This is a genomic window from Nocardia yamanashiensis NBRC 100130, from assembly GCF_001613325.1.
In the GTDB taxonomy this organism is placed as follows: domain Bacteria; phylum Actinomycetota; class Actinomycetes; order Mycobacteriales; family Mycobacteriaceae; genus Nocardia; species Nocardia yamanashiensis.
Window position 1 is genome coordinate 367,175 of record NZ_BDCD01000011.1, and the last position, 19,278, is coordinate 386,452.

Below are 19,278 nucleotides of genomic sequence, written 5' to 3' on the forward strand. Positions count from 1 at the left end.
AAATCAGTGCGGCAGCGGTTCCATCCGCAGCGGCACACCCAGCCGGTTCCACATATTGATCTGCGCGGTGATCGCCACCAGCCCGCCCCGCTGCCCCTCGTCGAAATGCTTCTCCACCGCGGCCCAGGCGTCGTCGCTCACCCCGTGCGGCCCCAACTCCGTGGCCTGCTCGGCATATTCGAGCGCCGCCCGCTCCGCCTCACTGAACAGCGCCGACTCCCGCCAGGCATTGAGGTGGTAGATCCGCTGCTCGGTCTCGCCTTCCTTCCGCGCCTCGGTCGTATGCATGTCGATGCAGAACAAGCACCCGTTGATCTGCGAAACCCGGATCTTCACCAGCTCCCGCACCGTGGCATCCAGCGGCCCCCGCCGAATAGCCACCTCCGCGGCCAGCCAACCCTTGTACACCTCGGGCGCAACCTCGGCCAGATTCATGCGTGCCATGAGCTTCGTCCTTCCGCTCTCGTTGTGCTGATACCCCTTGGACGAGACAGCCCATCCTCCCGTAACGGCCCCGGCGCTGTGCGCTCGGTCACAGCCCCGGCGTCGCCCCGTTTCACGTCGTCCTACGATCGAAAGATGTCCACCGCCCAATTGGGTGCCCGGCTGCTCCGCACCCGCTGGTTCGTGCGCGCCCCCATCGGACTCTTCCGCTCCCGCCTCGGGTTCCTCTTCGCCGGCCGCCTGCTCCTACTGGAACACCTGGGCCGCAAATCCGGGCGCCCCCGCTACGTGGTCCTCGAAACCGTCGCTCGCCCGACTCCCGAAACCGTCGTCATCGCTTCCGGTTTCGGCTCGGCCGCCCAGTGGTACCGCAACCTGCGCGCCCATCCGGCCTGCCGCGTGAGCATCGGCTTCCGCAATCATGTCCCCGCCACCGCGCGAACCCTGACGGCCGAGGAATCGAAATCCGTGCTGGCCGAATACCGCCGTGCCCACCCCGCCGCCTATCGCGAACTCAGCGGTGTGATCGAACAGGCGACCGGCGTCGGCATCGACGAGGTGCCTCTGGTCGAACTCACTCTCGCCCGCTGACGTGTCATGGCCGGGTCTGCCCTGAGCTCGCGCACGTGAGCCGGGCGATTGCCGCAATTGTGCGAAAGCGGGCGTAGGGGACGATAATCCGGGCGTGGGAGCTGTGGTTTTGATTGCGCTGGGTGTGCTGTTCTTCGTGATGGGGCCGGCGTTGGTGCTGGTTCTGGTGTTGGCGGTGCGGCAGGCGGCGCGGGCGAGTGAGGTCGGGCGGGTGGTTGAACGGGGGAGTGCTGGGCGGGTGCCGGTGGCGAGTGGGGGACGGCATCATCGGCGGTGACGCGAACGGCCGTGTGCCGCGGGATCGGTGAGATCCCGCGGCACACGGCCGGTTTTACCGCCCCTGGTCCGGTATGGGGCTACGGGCGGGTGAGGGCCGCGTAGCGGGTGAGGTGCTGGTCGGTGGTGCCGAACTCGTATTGGACGGCGGTCAGGCGTTTGAAGAAGTGGCCGATGGCGAGTTCTTCGGTCATGCCCATGGCGCCGTGCAACTGGACCGATTCCTGGCCGATCTTGCGGGCCGCGCGGCCGATGGTGGCCTTGGCGGCGGAGGCGGCGCGGGCGCGGTCGGCGGGGGCGGCATCGAGTTTGAGGGTGATCAGATAGGTTGCGGCGACGGCCTGTTCGAGTTCCAGGAGCATGTCGACCATGCGGTGCTGCAGGGCCTGGAAGCTGGCGATGGGGACGCCGAACTGCTGACGCTGCTTGGTGTATTCGACGGTGTCCGCGAGGACCTTGCGCATACCGCCGACGGCTTCGGCGCACACCGCGGCGATGGCCTCGTCCAGGGTGGCGGCGATGGCCTCGTCGGCCTGCTCCAGCAGCAGCGCGTCGGCGGGGACGCGGACCCCGGCGAAGGTGAGGTCTGCGGCCGGGCGTTCGTCGATGGTGCGGAACGGGTTCGCGGTCAGGCCGGCCGGCGGGGCGGCGGCATCGAAGTCGACGACGAAAAGGGCGGTGCCGCCGGAGTTCTCGATACGGGCGGTGACCAGCAGCTGGGTGGCGATCGGGGCCGAGGTGACCACCGTCTTGACGCCGTCCAGGATCCAGTCGTCGCCGTCGCGGCGGGCGGTGGTCTCGACATTGCGGAAGTCGTAGCCGGACTGGGCTTCCAGGGCGGCGAAGGCGGTGACGACCTCACCGGCGGCGATACCGGCCAGCAGGTCCTCGGCGCGTTTGCCGCTCGCGCGGCGCAGCAGTCCGCCGCCGACCACGACGGTGTCCACGTACGGTTCCACCACGAGCGCGCCGCCCAGCGCCTCGGCGATGATCATCGTCTCGACCGGTCCGCCCCCGATGCCGCCCGCCGATTCCGGCAGGGCCGCACCGAGAATCCCGACCTCGTCGGCCAAGGCGCGCCAGAATTCCGGCTGCCAGCCCGCGCCGACGCGGGCCGCGCGGCGGCTGGCCTCCAGGTCGTAGCGGGCGGCCAGGAACTCGGTGACGGTATCGCGGAGGAGTTCTTGTTCGGCGGTGAAAGTGAAGTCCATGGCTACAGTCCCAGGGTGGCTTTGGCGATGATGTTGCGCTGAATTTCATTGCTGCCGGCGTAGATCGAACCGGCGCGGTCGTTGAAGTACCGCAGCGGGGCGACCGCCTGCCATTCCGCGCCGGAGACGAAACCGTCGGCGGGGACCGTGAAGTCGGCGATCGGGCCGCCGGGCATGGTGGCGTGCGGCTGGTAGGCGCGGCCGCGCGGACCGGCGGCTTCCAGGGCCAGTTCGGTGAGCGCCTGGCTCAGCTCGGTGCCCAGGATCTTGATGGTGGAGGCCGCCGGGCCCGGGTCCTTGCCGCTGGAAACCAGTGCGAGGGTGCGGTATTCGAGAATTTCCAGCACATCCGCGCGCACCCGGGCATCGGCCAGTTTGGCGGCGAAGGCCGGATCGTCGATCAGCGCGCCGCCGTTCGGCCCCGGCTGGGTCCGCGCGACCTGCGCCAGCTCCTCGGCCATCACCTGCAGCGCCGGGGCCGCCGCGCCGCCGCCGCGCTCGAAGTTGAGCAGGTACTTGGCGACCGTCCAGCCGTCGTCGATCTGCCCCAGCACATTGGCCTTGGGCACCCGCACCTGATCGAAGAACACCTGGTTCTGCACCTGCTCGCCGGAGGTCATGACCAGCGGCCGGATCTCGATGCCCGGGGTGCGCATATCGATGAGCAGGAAGGTGATGCCCTGCTGCTTCTTGGCCTGCTTGGAGGTGCGCACCAGCGCGAAGATCCAATTGGCTTCGGCGGCATGGGTGGTCCAGATCTTGGAGCCGGTGACGATGAGATCCTCACCGTCGGCGACCGCGGCCATGGCCAGCGAGGCCAGATCCGAGCCCGCCTCCGGCTCCGAATAGCCCTGGCAGAAGAACACTTCGCCGGTCAGGATGCCCGGCAGGAAGAAGTTCTTCTGCTCCTCGGTGCCGAACGCCATGATGGCGTGCGAGACCATCCGGATGCCCATGGGCGACAGGTTCGGCGCGCCGGCCAGGGTGCACTCACGGCTGAAGATGTAGTGCTGGGTCAGGCTCCATTTGCACCCGCCGTACTTCACCGGCCAGGCCGGTGCGGCCCAGCCGCGCTCGTGCAGGATGTGCTGCCATTCCATGCTGGCTTCGTGGTCCGGGTAGACGCTCGTCGCCAACTGCCCGGCCCGGCGCAGACCCGGGGTTAACTTTTCGTCGAGAAAAGCGCGTACCTCATCCCGAAACGCCAGATCGTCGGGCGACCAGTCCAGATCCACGAAGACTCCTTGTACGAGAACCGACCCTAACCATCTCACCGTATCGCCCCTGCTGGCAAATGTGCTGGCACCCGCCTTCACTTGCTCGATCCGGTCCCGCCCTTGGCATTCCACAGTGGAAGTAAGACACTGAATTCACACGTTCCACAATGGAATATCTCCGAGGAGGAGATCGACATGGACATCGCCACCGGCACCCGCGCCTCCGACGCCGAACGCGCCCAGGTCGCCGACCTGCTCGGCCGCCACCTGACCGACGGCCGCCTGGACCTCACCGAGTACAACGAACGGGTCGCCCAGGTCTACGCCACCCCCACCCGCGAAGACCTGACCCTGGTCCTGAAAGACCTGCCCAAACTCTCGAAATCCCCGGCCCCCCAAGGCAAACCGCCCCGATTCCCCATCTGGCAGCAAATCGAGGGCTCCGCCTGGTTCGGCGTCGGCCTCCTCACCCTCTTCATCTGGGCCGCCATCTCCATCGCCACAGGCGAATTCACCTACCCCTGGCCCCTCTGGGTAATCGGCCCCTGGGGCGCCGTCCTGGCCTTCCGCGTCGTCATGGGCTGGGAATCAGGCGCCCACAAGCGATACCGCACCCGCTGACCTGTCGCGCGCGCTCGAATTCCGTTATCGGGAATTGATTTTCGTGTGATATGGTGAAGGCGAGCATGAATTCTTTTGTCTAACATCGATTTTCCTGACCGTTTTTCGGAGGAGAATTCGATGGATCAGCAGCCCAGCAGGACCGCGATGATGGCGGCCGCCGGACGCGCCGCGCACCTGATCGTGGACCGCGAGCCGTACCTGTTCGAGGACACCGTGGCGGCGCGGCTGCTGGGGGACCAGGCCGAGGAACTCATCGGATATCACCGGCGATACGGCGAACATCTCATCCTGCGCGGCACCCGTGCGCAGGTCAATGCACGCAGCCGCTATGCCGAAGGCCGCTTGCGGGAAGGCTTCTCGCAATACGTGATCCTCGGGGCGGGCCTGGACACCTTCGGCTATCGGTCACCCGGGCTCGGTCGGCCGGCCGTGTACGAGGTCGACCATCCCGCGACCCAGGAATGGAAGCGGGAATTGCTGGCATCCGCGGGAATTCCCACGGATCATGTCGAATTCGTGGGCGTGGATTTCGAAACCGACAACCTCACACAGGAATTGATGGCGCACGGCCTCGATCCCGAGCATCCGGCTCTGATCAGCTGGCTCGGCGTGAGCATGTACCTGACCGAAGCCGCCGTCGGCCGCACCCTGGCCGGTCTCTTCCATTTCCCCGCCGGCAGCGAACTCGTCATGGAATATGCCCTGCCGCCCGCCCTGCGCGACGCGTCCGGGACCGCCTACGCCGACGTCGCACTGGCCGCCACCGCCGAACAGGGCGAACCGTGGCTGAGCTTCTTCACCCCCGACACCCTCACCGCGCTGCTGCACCGGCACGGATTCGACGTGGTCGAACACGTCTCCCAGCGCGATGCCGTCGACCCGGCGCTCTGGCGGCGCACCGACGGCCTGGCGCCCGTCGACCTGTGCCGGCTGGTCCGGGCCGTCGCCGTGCGGTGAGCGGCGAATCGCCGTGGAGTGCTGGCCTTTTCCCGGGGTGATTGAACTTGCGTCCAGGACTGCCGAGACTGAATTCTCGACGTTTGCTGGAGGCGGTGGCGATGGGCTGGCGGGGAGTGCTCGGACTGGTCGGTGCGGCGGTGCTGGGTGTGGGGACCACGGTCGGTGCGTCGGATGCGGGGGCGTACGAGCCGCATCGCGAGGAGTTCGCCAATCCGGTGCTGGCGGCGGGGGCCGATCCGAGCATCGCCTATTACCAGGGGCGGTTTCATCTGGTGCAGGGGGATTTCTACAACGACGACAATATTGTGGTCCGGAGTTCGGCGACCTTGGGCGGGCTGGGGGAGAGCGAACCGAAGGTGGTGTGGGAGCACGCCGCGTGCCCGGCTCCGGCCTGCACCAAGATCTGGGCTCCGGAATTGCAGCGCATCGGGGAGCGGTGGTGGATCTACTTCGCGGGGCAGGAGGACGACCGCAACGAGAGCCATCGGATGTATGCGTTGCGGTCCACCGGGGACGATCCCACGGGGCCGTACGAATATCTCGGGCGGATGGAATTGCCGGGCGGATGGGCCATCGACGGGGTGCATATGCGATACGCGGGGGAGGAGTACTACCTCTGGTCCTGCTTGAAAGACCCGAACGACACACGGGTGCAGGACATTTGCGTGGTGAAGATGTCGGATCCGATGACGCCGGTGGGCGAGGCGGTGCATATCGCGACGCCGACCGCGGCTTGGGAGACGGTGCCCAATGACGCCGATCTGCTGATCAATGAAGGACCCGAACCGCTGATCGCGCCGGACGGGCGCTTGTTCGTCAGCTTCTCGGCCAATGCGAGCTTCGACGACACCTATCGGCTGGGCATGCTGGAACTGGCCCGGGGCGGGGATCCGCTGGATCCAGGCGCGTGGACCAAATCGGGCGGGCCGGTACTGCCGGGCGGGCCGGGCGCGATCGCACCGGGACACAACGGGTTCCTGACCGTGGACGGTCAGCCCTGGATCACCTATCACGCCCGGCTCGAACCGAACACCGGGTGGGCGGGCCGCAGCGTACGGGCGCAACCCATGTATTTCGGCGCCGACGGACGCCCGCAACTGGGCCTGGCGTTCGGTCCGGACGCCCCGATCGTCATCGGCGACGCCAACGGCGGGGGACGCGAACCCCGGCATACCTTCGGCAATCCGGGCTGACCGGGTAACCTGGCCGACTGTGCACCTGAAGAGTCTGACGCTGAAGGGGTTCAAGTCCTTCGCGTCCGCGACGACCCTGCGGCTCGAGCCGGGCATCACCTGTGTGGTCGGTCCCAACGGGTCGGGCAAGTCGAACGTCGTCGACGCGCTCACCTGGGTGATGGGCGAGCAGGGCGCGAAAGCGTTGCGGGGCGGCAAGATGGAGGACGTCATCTTCGCCGGCACCGCCGGTCGTGCCGCGCTGGGCCGCGCCGAGGTGACGCTGACCATCGACAACTCCGACGGCGCGCTGCCCATCGACTACGCCGAGGTGTCCATCACCCGGCGCATGTTCCGCGACGGCGCGGGCGAATACGAGATCAACGGCAACTCCTGCCGCCTGATGGACGTGCAGGAGCTGTTGAGCGACTCCGGCATCGGCCGCGAAATGCACGTCATCGTCGGCCAGGGCCGGCTCTCGGCCATTCTCGAATCGCGGCCCGAGGACCGGCGCGCGTTCATCGAAGAGGCCGCGGGCGTGCTCAAACACCGGCGGCGCAAGGAGAAGGCCGTCCGCAAGCTGGACGCCATGCAGTCCAATCTGGCCCGCCTCACCGACCTCACCACCGAATTGCGCAGGCAGCTCAAACCGCTCGGCCGCCAAGCCGAAGTGGCGCGGCGCGCGGCCACCGTGCAATCGGAACTGCGGGACGCGCGGCTGCGACTGGCCGCCGACGATCTGGTGTCGCGGCGCAACGATCTGCAGAGCCAGCAGAGCAAAGAGGCGTACGCACGCGAACAGCAGGTCAATGTGCAGGCCGAACTCGATGCCGCGAATGCCGCGCTGGCCCAGCAGGAATTCGAACTCGCACGGCTGACGCCCAGCGCGGAAGCGGCCGCGCAGACCTGGTTCCAGCTGTCCGCGCTCACCGAACGCGTCAACGCCACCATCCGGATCGCGCGCGACCGCGCCCGGAACCTGACCATCGAACAGCCCGCGGGCATGGGCCGCGATCCGGAACAGCTGGAACGCGAAGCCGACCGGGTCGAGGCCGAGGAAGAGGAACTCCTGGCCGCGGTGGAGATCGCCGCCGAGACCCTGGAATCCGCACGCGAGGCGCTGCACGAACGCGAACAGGCCGCCAAGGCCGCCGAGCAGGCGCATCTGGCCGCCGTGCGCGCCATCGCTGATCGCCGGGAAGGGCTGGCGCGGCTCTCCGGTCAGGTCGACAGCCTGCGCATTCGCGCGCAGTCCGTGGACGGCGAGATTGCCCGCATCACCGCCTCCATCGCCGAATCGCGGGCGCGCGGTGCGGCCGCCGACGAGGAATTCGAGTCCGTCCAGGGCGAATTGGGCGAATTGGACGCGGGTGAGGAAGGGCTCGACCACCAGTACGAGCACGCCGCCCAGGCCCTCGCACTCGCCGACCAGCGCGTCACCGAACTCCGTGAGAAGGACCGTGAGGCCGGTAAGCGCGTCGCTTCACTGACCGCCCGCATCGAAGCTCTCTCCATGAACCTGGCCCGCAAGGACGGCGCGGCCTGGCTCCTCGAACACCGCACCGACGGCCTGCTCGGCCCGCTGTCCGGATTGATCCGAGTGCACGGCGGTTTCGAAGCCGCCGTCGCAGCGGCATTGGGCCCCCTCGCCGATGCCGTCGCCGCCGACACCGGCCCCTCCGCCCACGCCGCCGTGCGCGCGCTGAAGGAAGCCGACGGCGGCCGCGTCGCGCTGGTCTACGGCGGCGCACGCCACCCCCATGGCGGCGCGGCGGGTTCGTCCGCTTTCACGGCCGGATCCTCGAATGGCTCGCCGGATTCGCTGGGCGCGAACGGTTTCGGCGCGCAGGCGAAGCCGCTCGGAAACCCGGGCGCTGATTCGTCCGGGGCCGCGGGCGGAACGCCGGATTCGGTGAGCGCGAACGGCTTCGGCGGGCAGGCGGATCAGCTTCGCGCGGGCGGACCGTTGCCGGGCGGCGCGCGGTGGCTGGCGGATGTCGTCGACAGCCCGGAACACCTGCGCGGCGCGATCGCGGCCCTCACCGCGGGTATCGCCGTCGCCGACGACCTAGCCGCGGCCGCCGCCGTCATCGCCGCGCGCCCCGAGCTACGCGTGGTCACCCGCGAAGGCGACGTCACCGGCAGCGGCTGGGTGCTCGGCGGTTCCGATCGCGCACCCAGCCAGCTCGAGGTGCAAGCCGAGATCGATGCCGCCAAGGACGAATTGGCGTCCTGGCAGCGCACCGCCGACGAGGTCGAGGCGGCGCTGGCGGGTGCGCTGGCCGAGCAGACCGATCGCAAGGAAGCGGTCGATCACGCGCTGCTGGCGCTGCACGAATCCGATCAGGCGCTGGTCGCCATCTACGACCGGCTGGGCCGGCTCGGGCAGGCGGCGCGCAATGCGCAGCGCGAATGCGACCGATTGATCGCGCAGCGCGATCAAACCGAGGCGGGCCGCGAGGAGACGCTCGGGAAACTCCGCGAGCTCGAGGAGCGGCTGCGGAACGCGGAACTCGAACAGGCCGGCGGGGATTCGGAATCCGCCGGCACCGAAGCCGCCGCCCTCATGCGCGAGGACGCCGCCGCCGCGCTGGCCGAGGCGCGCACCATGGAGGTGGAGGCCCGGCTCGCGGTGCGCACCGCCGAGGAACGCGCGGAATCGGTACGCGGCAAAGCCGATTCGCTGCGCCGCGCCGCCCGCGCCGAACGCGAGACCCGCGCCCGCGCCGAACGCGCCCTGGTCGCCCGCAAGCAGGCTTCCGAAGTCGCCGCGGTGGTCGCGAAATCGGCCGAGAAGGTCGCCGATCAGCTGGAACAGGTGGTCGCCCAGGCCGCCGCCCGGCGCGACGAATTGGTGCGCCGCCGTACCGAATTCGCGGCCCAGGTGGATCAGACCAAGGAACGCGCCCGGCTGCTCACCGCCCAGCTCACCCAGTTCACCGAGGCCGTGCACCGCGACGAGGTGGCCCGCGCCCAAGCGGCGCTGCGCATCGAACAGCTGGAGACCACCATCGCCGAAACCTTCGGCGTCGCACTGGAAGACCTCATCGCCGAATACGGCCCCGACGTCCCCATGCCGCCCACCGCGCTGGAGATGATGGAGTACGAGCAGGCCCGCGAACGCGGCGAGGACGTCCGCGAACCGCAGCCCATGCCCTACGACCGCACCACCCAGGAGCGCCGCGCCAAACGCGCCGAGAAGGACCTCACCACGCTCGGCAAGGTGAATCCGCTCGCGCTGGAAGAGTTCGCGGCCCTGGAGGAGCGCTACAACTTCCTGGCCACCCAGCTCGAGGACGTCAAGAAGGCCCGCCAGGACCTGCTGGACGTGGTCGCCGAGGTCGACGCCCGCATCCTGCAGGTGTTCACCGAAGCCTACGAGGACGTGGAACGCGAATTCGTCGGCGTCTTCGGCAAGCTCTTCCCCGGCGGCGAAGGCCGGCTGCTGCTCACCAATCCGGCCGATATGCTCACCACCGGCGTGGAAGTCGAGGCGCGCCCGCCGGGCAAGAAGGTCAAGCGGCTCTCGCTGCTGTCCGGTGGCGAGAAGTCGCTGACCGCGGTCGCCCTGCTGGTCAGCATCTTCCGCGCCCGGCCTTCGCCGTTCTACGTGATGGACGAGGTCGAGGCGGCGCTGGACGACACCAATCTGCGCCGGCTCATCGGCCTGTTCGAGCAGCTGCGCGAGAAGAGCCAGCTGATCGTCATCACCCACCAGAAGCCGACCATGGAGATCGCCGACGCGCTGTACGGCGTGAGCATGCGCGGCGACGGCATCACCCAGGTCATCTCGCAGCGCCTGCGCGGGGAGAATCTGGTGGGGGCGTCCGCCTAGGGCAAACCGGTTCCCGCTCAACGGGAATAATTTGAAACATGATCACGTAAGAGGTAAGCGGCGGCTAGCGTCCCGGAGTCATGAGACGCTCTATCGCAGGTGTTGCCCTCGGAATCACCGTCGCCCTGGCCGTGCCGGCCACCGCCCTCGCCGACACCGGTTCCTCCTCGCTGTCCGGCGGCACCGGATCCGCTTCCGGTTCGGGCGGTTCCGGCTCCTCGTCGCTGTCCGGCGGCGGCAGCAAGCCGTCCTACAGCCAGTGGATCGCCGACGTCACCACCGTGATCAACGAGGCCAAGACCTACCTGGCCACCCGCCTGCCCGCCAGCGGCAAGCCGGCCATCGTGCTGGATATCGACAACACCTCGCTCGAGACCAGCTACAACCCGGCCCCCATCACGCCCGCCATCGCGCCGGTGCTGGCGCTCACCCAGTGGGCCAAGAGCCAGGGCGCGGCAATCATTTTCGTCACCGGGCGGCCGTCGCTCATGAACATCTACACCCAGATCAATCTGACCTCGGTCGGGTACAGCGTCGACAAGCTGTACGGCGGCGGGCTCACCACCGGGTCGGCGGGCGCGACCGCTTTGGAGACGTACAAGACCGGTGCGCGCACCGAGATCGAAAGCCTGGGCTACACCATCGTCGCCAATATCGGCAACAGCGCATCGGATCTCGCCGGCGGCCATGCCGAGCGCACGTTCAAACTGCCGGACTACGACGGCGCACTGAACTGACGCGACCCCACCGTTGTCTCGAAAATCGGGCTTTCGAGACAGCGGTTCGCTGTCTCATTCGTTCGGTTCGGTGAGATGGCGATACAGCGTGGCGCGGGAGACGCCCAGTTCGGTGGCGATCTCGGCCATGGTGTACTCGCCCGAATCCCGCATGCGGCGGGCGGATTCGGCCATGGTGGCGGTGACGGCGGCGGGGCGGCCGCGGCCGGGCGGGGTGATCTGGGGGTTCGTCGCGGGGGGTCGATGGTGTGACCGGTCCGGTGCGGCGCTGCCCAATATGCGCTGCACACCGTCCAGTACCGCCGCGCGCAGCTGTGCGGGCGGGTGGTCGGCGAAGATGGTGATCGGGTCGCTGAGCGCGGCATAGACCTGGGCGGCGCGGACGCGGGCGGTGAAATCGGCTCCGGGACCGGCGATCAGGTCCTGCGCGGCCAGGGCGAAATCGCGTAGTCGCAGATAGGTGGCGCTGTCCTCGGACAGCGCCTGATCGTGCATGTGCATACGGAGCAATTGCCCGTGTGCGAGCCAGACGTCGAGCAGGCCGGTCACCAGTCCCCAGCGGCGGGCATCCGCATCGGGTAGATCGCGCACTGTCTCGAGCAGCGCTTCCGAATCGGTGAGCAGCGGCTCCACCAGCGCTGCGACGATATCGGTCTTGCTCGGAAAGTGGTACAGCACCGCCGTTTTCGTCAATCCCACCTGCGTCGCGATCTCGCGCACGGAGACGGCGTGGAAGCCGCGCTCGGCGAACAGGGCCAGAGCGGTCGCCAGGATGCGGGCGCGCGAATCGTCGGTCACGCGTCCGATCCTAACCCCTTGACTGACCGGTGGTCAGTGACTTACGTTCTCATCGCTGACCAATGGTCAGAAATTATGAGACACATGGGGAGTGGTCATGAAGAACGAACGGATTCTCGTCGCCGGAGCGGGTATCGCCGGACTGACCCTGGCGTACTGGCTGGCCCGCGACGGATTCCGGCCCACCGTCGTCGAACGCGCGGCGAGCATCCGCACCGGCGGGCAGGGTGTTGACATTCGGGACGAAGCCGTCGACATCGTGGAACGGATGGGGTTGCTGAGCGAGATCCGCGCGGCCGCAACCGATGTCGCGGGCATGCGGTTCGTGGACAACACGGACGCCGAACTCGCCCGTATCGATATGCAAGCCGTGCGCGACAAGTACGACAGCACCGAAGTCGAGATCATGCGCGGCGACCTGGTGCGGCTCCTCCATGAAGCCACCTCCGCCGCAGTCGAATTCCGCTTCGGCGACTCCATTACCGCGCTCGGGCAGGATGCCGACGGCGTCACCGTGACGTTCGAGAACAGCCCGCCCGAGCGGTTCGACCTCGTCGTCGGAGCCGAAGGACTGCACTCGTCGGTCCGGCGGCTCGCCTTCGGCCCCGAGAACGAATTCGTCCACTTCTTAGGGCATTACTTCGCATTCGGCAATGCGGACGCGGCACTCGGACCCGACCGCTGGGTGACCATGCACAATCCGCAGCCGGGCAGTATGGCGGGCATCTACCGCTCCGGTGCACATCCGCAAGCCAAGGCGTACTTCATGTTCCGCAGTCCCGAGCGCGAGTACGACCATCGTGATCGCGAATCGGCGCGTCAGCTGCTGCAAGAGCATTTCGGTGTGGAAAGCGGTTGGCAGGTGAAGGAATTGCTCGCCGGTGCGCTCGACGATCCCGAACTGTACTTCGATGCTCTCGCCCAGGTGCGTATGGACGCCTGGTCGAAGGGGCGCATCGTCCTGGTCGGCGACGCCGCCTACTGCGCTTCACCCGTCTCCGGGGCCGGCGCCGAGCTGGCGATAGTCGGCGCCTACCGCCTGGCTGCCGAATTGGCGGCGGCCGCAGGCGATTTCGCCAGTGCCTTCCTCCGCTACGAGCGGTCGCACCGCCCCCTCGTCGCCCGCAAACATCGGATCGGCCCCAATTTGCGCCTTATGGTGCCGAAGACCCGCCTGGGAATGTCGGTGCGCAACATCATTGCCCGCCTCCCGATAGTGGAGCGCCTGGCGGCTGTGGAACGCCTGCTAGCGGTACGTAAGCCGCCCGGTGATCAGAGTTTTGCTCCACTTTCGACCCCCTTTCGTCGGAAAACTGATTGAAAGGAGCTGAAAGTGGAGCAAAACTCCACTGCTCGCTATGCCTCCAGCACCGCCTTGATTCGCGCCGCTCCCGACTCCGCCAGCCAGTCGTCTAGCGTGCGCAAACTCGGGAGGATTTCGCGCACTTCCGCGATATTCGCGTGCCAGCCCTCCCCGGCGCGAGTCAGTCGCCAAATGGTGCCGATCTGCCCACCCAGCGCTTCCGCCTCCGCTTCGGTCGCTTCCCGGTAGCGGATGTCGTGGCCGGTGACCGCGCTGATCGCGGCCGCGGCGTCGGCGGGAGTCCGGTCGTCGCCGGCCAGTTCCAGAGTGCGGCCGTGGAATCGAGCCGGATCGTCGAACGCCAGCACCGCGATGGCGGCGATGTCGTCGATGGCGATCACCTGCAACGGGCGATCCGCCGGGAAGATGTGGAAGTGCACGCCGCCCGCGCGGATACCGTCCACCGGTGAACCGTCCAGGAGATAGTTCTCCATGAATCGGACCGGTCGCAGAATCGTCCACTGCAATCCGCTGGCCCGGACCGCCTCTTCGATGCGGCGCTTGCCCTGCGAACCCCATTCGCCCTGTTGCTCGAACGAGGCAACGCCGGTGAAGACGATCTGCCGCACACCCGCCGCCCGCGCGACGGCGACGGTGCGTTCGCCGCGCTCGGCTTCGGTATCCGTATTCCAGCCGGCGGCGCGGTATTCGACGGGCGGCACCAGGAACAGTGCGGCCACACCGGTGAGCGCGGCTTCCAGCGACGCCGCGTCGTCGAAGTCCCCGACGGCCAATTCCGCCCCGGCCGCGCGGAGCTCCTGCGCGGCAGCGGATTCCGGATCGCGCACCAGCGCCCGCACCGGCCGCCCGGCGGCCAGCAACTGCCGGGCAGTCGCCCCGCCCTGCTTGCCGGTAGCTCCGGTCACCAGCACCAGATCACTCTGAGCAGACATGCTCGCTCCGTCTCTTCGGTAGTATTCGGGTCGGTCGACCCGTATCCGGACGCTATGCCGCCCACCATCCGGGTCGCCACCACCGGAAACGAACGCCGTAACGAAACGAGCTCGCGCGCAATGCGATCCACCCCACCCGCCCCGGGCGATGCCGCAGCCGCGCTGCCGTCGAGCCGCGCACTCCGAACCGGCCGCCCGTCACGTCGTGCACCCGGGCCCGTCACGGATGCCTCGCCCGAGCGGTCCGAGACCGACCTGCCGACGGCGACGATATTGACTCCCGTCACCAGCTCACCAGCAGCGATGTCGGCGCGGGCTGCCACTGAACGCCGAGTACCGGCCGCGTCGCGTGCCGCCGCTGAACGCCGGATGCAGGATGCCGCTGAACGCCGGGTGTCGGATGTGTCGCGTGCTGCCGGCCGACTGTCGGAGAACACATCTGGTGAGGTGCGAATGTCCAAGGCCGCGTTCGGTTCTGGTGCCGGGGCGGCGGGGCGGGCCGGTGCGGCGGAGCGGGTGGATGCGCGGCGGAATCGGGCGCTGGTGCTGGCGGCGGCGCAGCGGGCGCTGGCGGAGGAGGGGACGGGGGTTTCGCTGGCGGAGATCGCGCGGCGAGCGGGGGTCGGTGCGGGGACGGTGCATCGGCATTTCCCGAGTAAGACGGCGCTTTTGGAAGCGGTGATGCAGCAGCGGCTGGATCGGCTGACCGCGCTGGCGGTCGGGTTCGGGGGTGCGCCGGACGCGGGGGTGGCGTTCTTCGCGTTCTGCACGGAGGTGGTGATGTCGACGCCGCGTAATCAAGGGCTGTGCGACATCCTCGAAAAAGACGGCTGGCCACGGGAATTGATGCGCGAAGCGGGGGAGCGGTTCCATCGGGCCTTGACGGCGTTGCTGGTGGCGGCGCAGGGCCAGGGGGCCGTGCGGGCGGATATCGACGTCGCCGATGTGCTGGAGCTGTTCACCGGATGCGTTGTGATTCAACGGCTGCGGCCGAACGCTGCGGGGCTGGCGCGCGGGGCGCAGTTGGTGCTGGACGCGCTGCGCGCCGAGCCGGCCGGGACGCGCGTGACGAAAGACGGAAGTTCCGTCGCGGCGCGTAACGAAAGTGCGGGCGGTTCCGTTACGCCCGCCGCCCACTGCCCGGTGTGCGCGACGCCGCTCCGCCCCGGCGGCGCCGGGCGTCCGGCCCGCTATTGCTCGCCCGCCTGCCGTCAGAAAGCCCACCGCCGCCGCCACTCTCCCCTGGCCGTGATCGAAAACTGCTGATAGGGAAATGAATTCGTGACCTGCGATGGGTGACGGAATTCCAGGGGTGCGGCGTTAGGCTCCCACCGTGGTGTGGGTTTCGGCGGTGGCTTTCGGTGTTGCTTGGTGGCTCGGGTTGTATCTGCTGGCGCGAGATACGCGGAAACCGGTGCTGTGCAGGGCCGGAGCCGGTTTGCTCGCTTATGCGGTGGCGGTGATCGCCGACGCGCTGGCCGCGGATGCGGAATGGTTCGACGGATTGCGGATCGTGCTGGTCTGTGTGCCCGCGCTGGCCTGGAGCGGCGTGCTGCTGCGATTGCTGCCCGAGCGCTGGTCCGACCGGCTGGATCGACTGTGGCGGCTGGTGCTCATCCCGGTGTTCGTGGCGCTGGCCATGCCGGCCGCGGCGGGGCTCATGCCGGTCGCGTATCTGCTGGGCACACTGATGATTCTGGTGCTGCTCGGCTCCCTGCTCGCCATTCTCGGCCAGCATTCCGAATGGGCCGACGACGCCCGGCGCTCGGTGGCCGGACTGCTCACCGTCGGCGCGCTCATGTTCGGGCTGAGCGCGGCGCTCATCCTGGTCGGCTTCAATGTGCTGCCGCGCACCGCCATGCTGTCCGGGGTCGCGGTCGATCTGGTGCTGCTCGGCATCGGCATCGCGGTGCTGGACGCGTTCGACGAAGGCGAAGCGCTGCAAGCCGATATGACGCGGTCGCTGCTGGTGTCGGCGGCCACCGCCGCGGTGTTCGGCGGGCAGGCGGCGGTCGCCATCGTGCTGACGGGGGAGCGGACCGCACTGGTGGCCTTGCTCTTCGGGGCCATCGGGGCGGCGATCGCATTACAGGTGCTGAACGCGCCGCTCCAGGCCGGCGCGGACCGGCTGGCCTTCGCCTCGGCTCCGGAACTGCGCGACGCGCGCACCGAACTACGGGAGGCGGCGGACGCGCTGCCGCGCAAGGACATCGACAGCGGGCTGGCGGCGCTCGGCGAGGACGAATTCGCGCGGCTCACCCGGCGCGCGCTCAGCCATTACGCCGATCTGGGAAAGCTGGTGTCCAGTCCGCTGGTCGATCTGCCCGCCATCGACAGCCGGTTGCGGAACCGCGCCCCGGTCGGCCCGCTGGACCGCGCCACCGAACTCAAGGCGCTGCTGAGCGAGAGCATCGCCGCCCTGAAACCGCGCACCGGAGCGGATTTCGGCACCAGCGAGGAATGGCGGCACTACAACTCGGTCTACTTCTACTACGTGGCCGGCATCCGCCCCTACAGCGTCCGCACCAAACGCACCGACTTGGATCCGGTGGCGCGCAAGGCGCTGTCCTGGTTCGTCGATCAGGTGCCCGAACGGACCCTGCACAATTGGCAGAACGCGGCAGCGAAGCTCATTGCCGCGCAACTGCGTTCGAGCCTCGACAGCGTGCGTTCCTGACTCGGGAAAACGCTGTGACCAGCGGTTGGCAGTAATCGGCAGGACTTGGCGTGGTGTCGGCAGCGCCGTCCGGGCCACCTTCGGAGCAGCACGAATCACCGAAGGAAGGAACCGATTCCGATGACCGCCACCACCGCTTCCACCGCCCGCACCATCGCCGGTATGACCCCGCTGCGCCTGGCCTACGAGGCCGACGGCATCGCCACCCTGCTGTCCGGCGTGGCCATCACCGCCCTGGCCGCGGTGCTGGACGAACCGCTCGGACTGTCCTTCGAGGTGCTGCTCGCCACCGGCGTGTTCTTCATCGCCTATGCCGTCGGCGTGCTGGTGGTCGCCACCCGCCGGGTGATCCCGCGCCGCCCGGCCGCGATCATCGTGGGGCTCAATATCTTCTGGACCGTGGACAGCCTGGTGACCCTCGCCGCGGGCTGGCTGCACCCGACCGCGCTCGGCACCGCGGGCATCCTGTTCATCGCCGCCTTCACCGCCGCGATGGCCGCCGCGCAGATTTGGACCCTGCGCACCGAGCGCTGATCAGCTCGGAGCAACGCCGCCCGGCACCGTAGCCGGGCGGCGTTGCTGGCGTTCGAGCGGATAGAACGGCGCAGATCGTGCTGCTGGACAACAAGTTCGCCGCCCTGGTGCCGGAGCCGGACGCCGCGAACTACTCGCTCCCGCCGCCGGACGGGCCTTGCGGCGGCCGTAGGCCGTCGAGCACGAGGCTCACCACCCGATCCACGGCCTGCTCGTAGGTCTCCGCCTTGCGGACGAAGATCTCCAGGGTCATCAGCGCCTCCACATCCGGGACGCCGAAGTCGGCGCGCAGATCGCCGTCGGCTTGCGCCTGCGCGATCATCCGGCCGACCAGTTCCAGCAGCTGACCGCGCTGCTCGATCACCACGGGATCGGCCTGCACCATCAGGTGGGTGGCGGGTTCCAGGGCCGTCGCCTGGGCGCCGAGCCGGAGCCGCGCGCCTTCCCGCAGGATGCGGCCCAGCGCCGCCCACGCGGTGGGTTCGGTCCGCCAGGCGGCGGCGACCAGTTCGGCCACCATCTCCAGATGCGCGAGCGAGGTCGCGATGATCAGCGATTCGCGGTCGGGGAAGCGGCGATACAGCGTGCCGACCCCCACCCCCGCGCGGTCGGCGATGTCCTTCATCGGCACCTGGGTGCCGCGTTCGCAGAACACCTCCAGGGCGGCGCGCAGGATCTGATCCCGATTGCCGCGGGCGTCGGCGCGCAGCTGCTCGGCCGTGTTCCTCACCTCCGAAACCTCCGAAAAGAATAAGTGGACGAAATTCTTCCGCTTAGCGTAGCATCGGCCTAAGCGGACGAAATTCGTCCACTTAGGCCGCGAGGTGATGGACATGAACGCATCGGTATTGATTTCGGGAGCCGGTATCGGGGGCTCGACACTGGCGTACTGGCTGGGGCGCAACGGTTTCGACGTGACCGTGGTGGAACGCGCCGCCGGGCAGCGCTCCAGCGGGAACCCGATCGACGTGCGCGGCGCGGCGCTGCCGGTCGTCGAGGCGATGGGCATCATGCCCGAATTGCGCGCGGCGGCAACCCATGTAGACCGGCTGACCTTCGTCGATGCCACCGGACGGCGCAAAGCCTCGATGCGCACCACGCGCGGGCGCGCCGGGGAGGGCGGCGAAGTCGAGCTGGCGCGCGCCGAACTGGCGGCCATCCTGCTCGAGTCCGCCAAGGGGCGGGCCCGGATGTACTGGGGCGACAGCATTTCCGGTATCACGCAGGACGAAGCCGGCGTGGATGTCACCTTCGAGCATGCCGCGCCGGAGCGCTTCGACTACGTGATCGGCGCGGACGGCCTGCATTCGGCGGTGCGCCGCCTGGTCTTCGGCGACGAACGGGACTTCGTGCGGCACATGGGCATGTACGTGGCCACGCTGCCGGTGGACCGGATTTTCGGCGGCGACCGCGAAGTGGTCATGTACAACGAGCCCGGCCGGTCTGTCTCGGTCCATCCGGCGGGCGGAAAACCCCTCGCCGCCTTCATGTTCCGCTCACCCGCCGTACCGGACTACGACTACCGCGACACCGCCCAGCACAAGTCCCTGGTCCTCGACGCTTTCGACGGTCGCACCGGAATATTCGGCGAGCTACTGGACCAGGTCCGCGCCGCCGAAGACCTCTACTTCGACGCCGTCAGCCGAGTCTCATTGCCGCACTGGACGAAAGGCCGCGTCACCCTCCTCGGCGACGCCGGCTCCAGCCTGTCCCTGTTCGGCGACGGCTCCAGCCTCGCCATCGCAGGCGCACACACCCTCGCCGAGGAACTCACGAGCACACCCGGCGACCCGGCCGGCGCCCTCGCACGCTACGAACAGCGGCAACGCGCCCTGGCAAAGCCAGCCGTCCGCGGCTTCCGCACCGCGGGCCTGCTCATCGTCCCCGGCTCCCGCCTCGCGATCACCCTGCGCGACACCGCGATCCGCGTCCTGTCGCGCTCGTGA

General features: G+C 68.5%; 18 protein-coding genes. 12 read left to right on the forward strand and 6 right to left on the reverse strand.

Translation table 11 applies throughout. The features are described from left to right. Positions 1-3: 3 nt before the first annotated feature. Positions 4-444 carry a carboxymuconolactone decarboxylase family protein gene (locus tag NY1_RS12325; protein WP_067711270.1) on the reverse strand — a complete coding sequence of 147 codons (441 nt, stop codon included), beginning with the start codon at positions 442-444 and terminating at the stop codon, positions 4-6. 135 nt (positions 445-579) lie between these two features. Here NY1_RS12325 and NY1_RS12330 point away from each other — a divergent pair, with 135 nt between their 5' ends. Both NY1_RS12330 and NY1_RS12335 read left to right on the forward strand, forming a co-directional pair. Next, on the forward strand, positions 580-1,035 hold the full coding sequence (locus NY1_RS12330) for a nitroreductase family deazaflavin-dependent oxidoreductase (RefSeq protein ID WP_067711272.1): 456 nt from the start codon (positions 580-582) through the stop codon (positions 1,033-1,035). 94 nt (positions 1,036-1,129) lie between these two features. Continuing rightward, complete coding sequence (locus tag NY1_RS12335; RefSeq protein ID WP_067711273.1) at positions 1,130-1,312, forward strand: hypothetical protein; 183 nt, start codon at positions 1,130-1,132, stop codon at positions 1,310-1,312. Positions 1,313-1,391: 79 nt separating this feature from the next. Here the strand turns inward: NY1_RS12335 and NY1_RS12340 are convergent, their stop codons facing one another. After that, positions 1,392-2,522: an acyl-CoA dehydrogenase family protein gene (locus NY1_RS12340; RefSeq protein WP_067711275.1), complete on the reverse strand. Its 1,131-nt coding sequence runs from the start codon at positions 2,520-2,522 to the stop codon at positions 1,392-1,394. Positions 2,523-2,524: 2 nt separating this feature from the next. After that, complete coding sequence (locus tag NY1_RS12345) at positions 2,525-3,757, reverse strand: acyl-CoA dehydrogenase family protein (RefSeq protein ID WP_067711277.1); 1,233 nt, start codon at positions 3,755-3,757, stop codon at positions 2,525-2,527. 177 nt (positions 3,758-3,934) lie between these two features. On the opposite strand from NY1_RS12345, the gene NY1_RS12350 reads away from it, so the two are divergent. The 5 genes from NY1_RS12350 (at position 3,935) to NY1_RS12370 (ending at position 11,067) form a co-directional block, all read left to right on the forward strand. Next, entirely contained in the window at positions 3,935-4,360 is a 426-nt protein-coding gene (locus tag NY1_RS12350; RefSeq protein ID WP_067711279.1) for a DUF1707 SHOCT-like domain-containing protein, read from the forward strand. 120 nt (positions 4,361-4,480) lie between these two features. Continuing rightward, positions 4,481-5,320 (forward strand): class I SAM-dependent methyltransferase, encoded by an 840-nt coding sequence (locus tag NY1_RS12355; protein ID WP_218028348.1) that lies wholly within the window; start codon positions 4,481-4,483, stop codon positions 5,318-5,320. Between the two features lie 101 nt (positions 5,321-5,421). Then, on the forward strand, positions 5,422-6,516 hold the full coding sequence (locus NY1_RS12360; RefSeq protein ID WP_157762167.1) for a glycoside hydrolase family 43 protein: 1,095 nt from the start codon (positions 5,422-5,424) through the stop codon (positions 6,514-6,516). 19 nt (positions 6,517-6,535) lie between these two features. Further along, positions 6,536-10,330 carry an AAA family ATPase gene (locus NY1_RS12365; RefSeq protein WP_067711283.1) on the forward strand — a complete coding sequence of 1,265 codons (3,795 nt, stop codon included), beginning with the start codon at positions 6,536-6,538 and terminating at the stop codon, positions 10,328-10,330. An 80-nt stretch (positions 10,331-10,410) separates the two neighbouring features. Continuing rightward, on the forward strand, positions 10,411-11,067 hold the full coding sequence (locus tag NY1_RS12370) for an HAD family acid phosphatase (protein WP_067711285.1): 657 nt from the start codon (positions 10,411-10,413) through the stop codon (positions 11,065-11,067). A 54-nt stretch (positions 11,068-11,121) separates the two neighbouring features. Here the strand turns inward: NY1_RS12370 and NY1_RS12375 are convergent, their stop codons facing one another. Beyond that, complete coding sequence (locus NY1_RS12375; protein WP_067711287.1) at positions 11,122-11,865, reverse strand: TetR family transcriptional regulator; 744 nt, start codon at positions 11,863-11,865, stop codon at positions 11,122-11,124. A gap of 97 nt (positions 11,866-11,962) precedes the next feature. Between NY1_RS12375 and NY1_RS12380 the strand changes: the two genes are divergently transcribed. Beyond that, a complete protein-coding gene (locus NY1_RS12380; protein WP_067711288.1) occupies positions 11,963-13,186 on the forward strand; it encodes an FAD-dependent monooxygenase in 1,224 nt (407 codons plus the stop codon). Between the two features lie 35 nt (positions 13,187-13,221). Here NY1_RS12380 and NY1_RS12385 read toward each other — a convergent pair whose 3' ends face one another. After that, on the reverse strand, positions 13,222-14,121 hold the full coding sequence (locus NY1_RS12385) for an NmrA family NAD(P)-binding protein (RefSeq protein WP_067711290.1): 900 nt from the start codon (positions 14,119-14,121) through the stop codon (positions 13,222-13,224). 453 nt (positions 14,122-14,574) lie between these two features. On the opposite strand from NY1_RS12385, the gene NY1_RS12390 reads away from it, so the two are divergent. From NY1_RS12390 to NY1_RS12400, 3 genes are all read left to right on the forward strand, one after another. After that, on the forward strand, positions 14,575-15,387 hold the full coding sequence (locus NY1_RS12390; protein WP_067711292.1) for a TetR/AcrR family transcriptional regulator: 813 nt from the start codon (positions 14,575-14,577) through the stop codon (positions 15,385-15,387). Positions 15,388-15,454: 67 nt separating this feature from the next. Beyond that, positions 15,455-16,798, forward strand: coding sequence for a hypothetical protein (locus NY1_RS12395; protein WP_067711294.1), 1,344 nt, complete (start codon positions 15,455-15,457; stop codon positions 16,796-16,798). Between the two features lie 120 nt (positions 16,799-16,918). After that, entirely contained in the window at positions 16,919-17,332 is a 414-nt protein-coding gene (locus tag NY1_RS12400; RefSeq protein WP_067711295.1) for a hypothetical protein, read from the forward strand. A 130-nt stretch (positions 17,333-17,462) separates the two neighbouring features. Here the strand turns inward: NY1_RS12400 and NY1_RS12405 are convergent, their stop codons facing one another. Then, complete coding sequence (locus tag NY1_RS12405; protein ID WP_067711297.1) at positions 17,463-18,062, reverse strand: TetR/AcrR family transcriptional regulator; 600 nt, start codon at positions 18,060-18,062, stop codon at positions 17,463-17,465. A 103-nt stretch (positions 18,063-18,165) separates the two neighbouring features. On the opposite strand from NY1_RS12405, the gene NY1_RS12410 reads away from it, so the two are divergent. Continuing rightward, complete coding sequence (locus NY1_RS12410) at positions 18,166-19,278, forward strand: FAD-dependent monooxygenase (protein WP_067711577.1); 1,113 nt, start codon at positions 18,166-18,168, stop codon at positions 19,276-19,278.

Bases quoted from the DNA above. Each gene is read 5' to 3' on its own strand.
- NY1_RS12325 (WP_067711270.1), bottom strand. From the start codon at position 444: ATGGCACGCATGAATCTGGCCGAGGTTGCGCCCGAGGTGTACAAGGGT.
- NY1_RS12330 (WP_067711272.1), top strand. From the start codon at position 580: ATGTCCACCGCCCAATTGGGTGCCCGGCTGCTCCGCACCCGCTGGTTC.
- NY1_RS12340 (WP_067711275.1), bottom strand. From the start codon at position 2,522: ATGGACTTCACTTTCACCGCCGAACAAGAACTCCTCCGCGATACCGTC.
- NY1_RS12350 (WP_067711279.1), top strand. From the start codon at position 3,935: ATGGACATCGCCACCGGCACCCGCGCCTCCGACGCCGAACGCGCCCAG.
- NY1_RS12355 (WP_218028348.1), top strand. From the start codon at position 4,481: ATGGATCAGCAGCCCAGCAGGACCGCGATGATGGCGGCCGCCGGACGC.
- NY1_RS12360 (WP_157762167.1), top strand. From the start codon at position 5,422: ATGGGCTGGCGGGGAGTGCTCGGACTGGTCGGTGCGGCGGTGCTGGGT.
- NY1_RS12370 (WP_067711285.1), top strand. From the start codon at position 10,411: ATGAGACGCTCTATCGCAGGTGTTGCCCTCGGAATCACCGTCGCCCTG.
- NY1_RS12380 (WP_067711288.1), top strand. From the start codon at position 11,963: ATGAAGAACGAACGGATTCTCGTCGCCGGAGCGGGTATCGCCGGACTG.
- NY1_RS12385 (WP_067711290.1), bottom strand. From the start codon at position 14,121: ATGTCTGCTCAGAGTGATCTGGTGCTGGTGACCGGAGCTACCGGCAAG.
- NY1_RS12390 (WP_067711292.1), top strand. From the start codon at position 14,575: ATGTCCAAGGCCGCGTTCGGTTCTGGTGCCGGGGCGGCGGGGCGGGCC.
- NY1_RS12400 (WP_067711295.1), top strand. From the start codon at position 16,919: ATGACCGCCACCACCGCTTCCACCGCCCGCACCATCGCCGGTATGACC.
- NY1_RS12410 (WP_067711577.1), top strand. From the start codon at position 18,166: ATGAACGCATCGGTATTGATTTCGGGAGCCGGTATCGGGGGCTCGACA.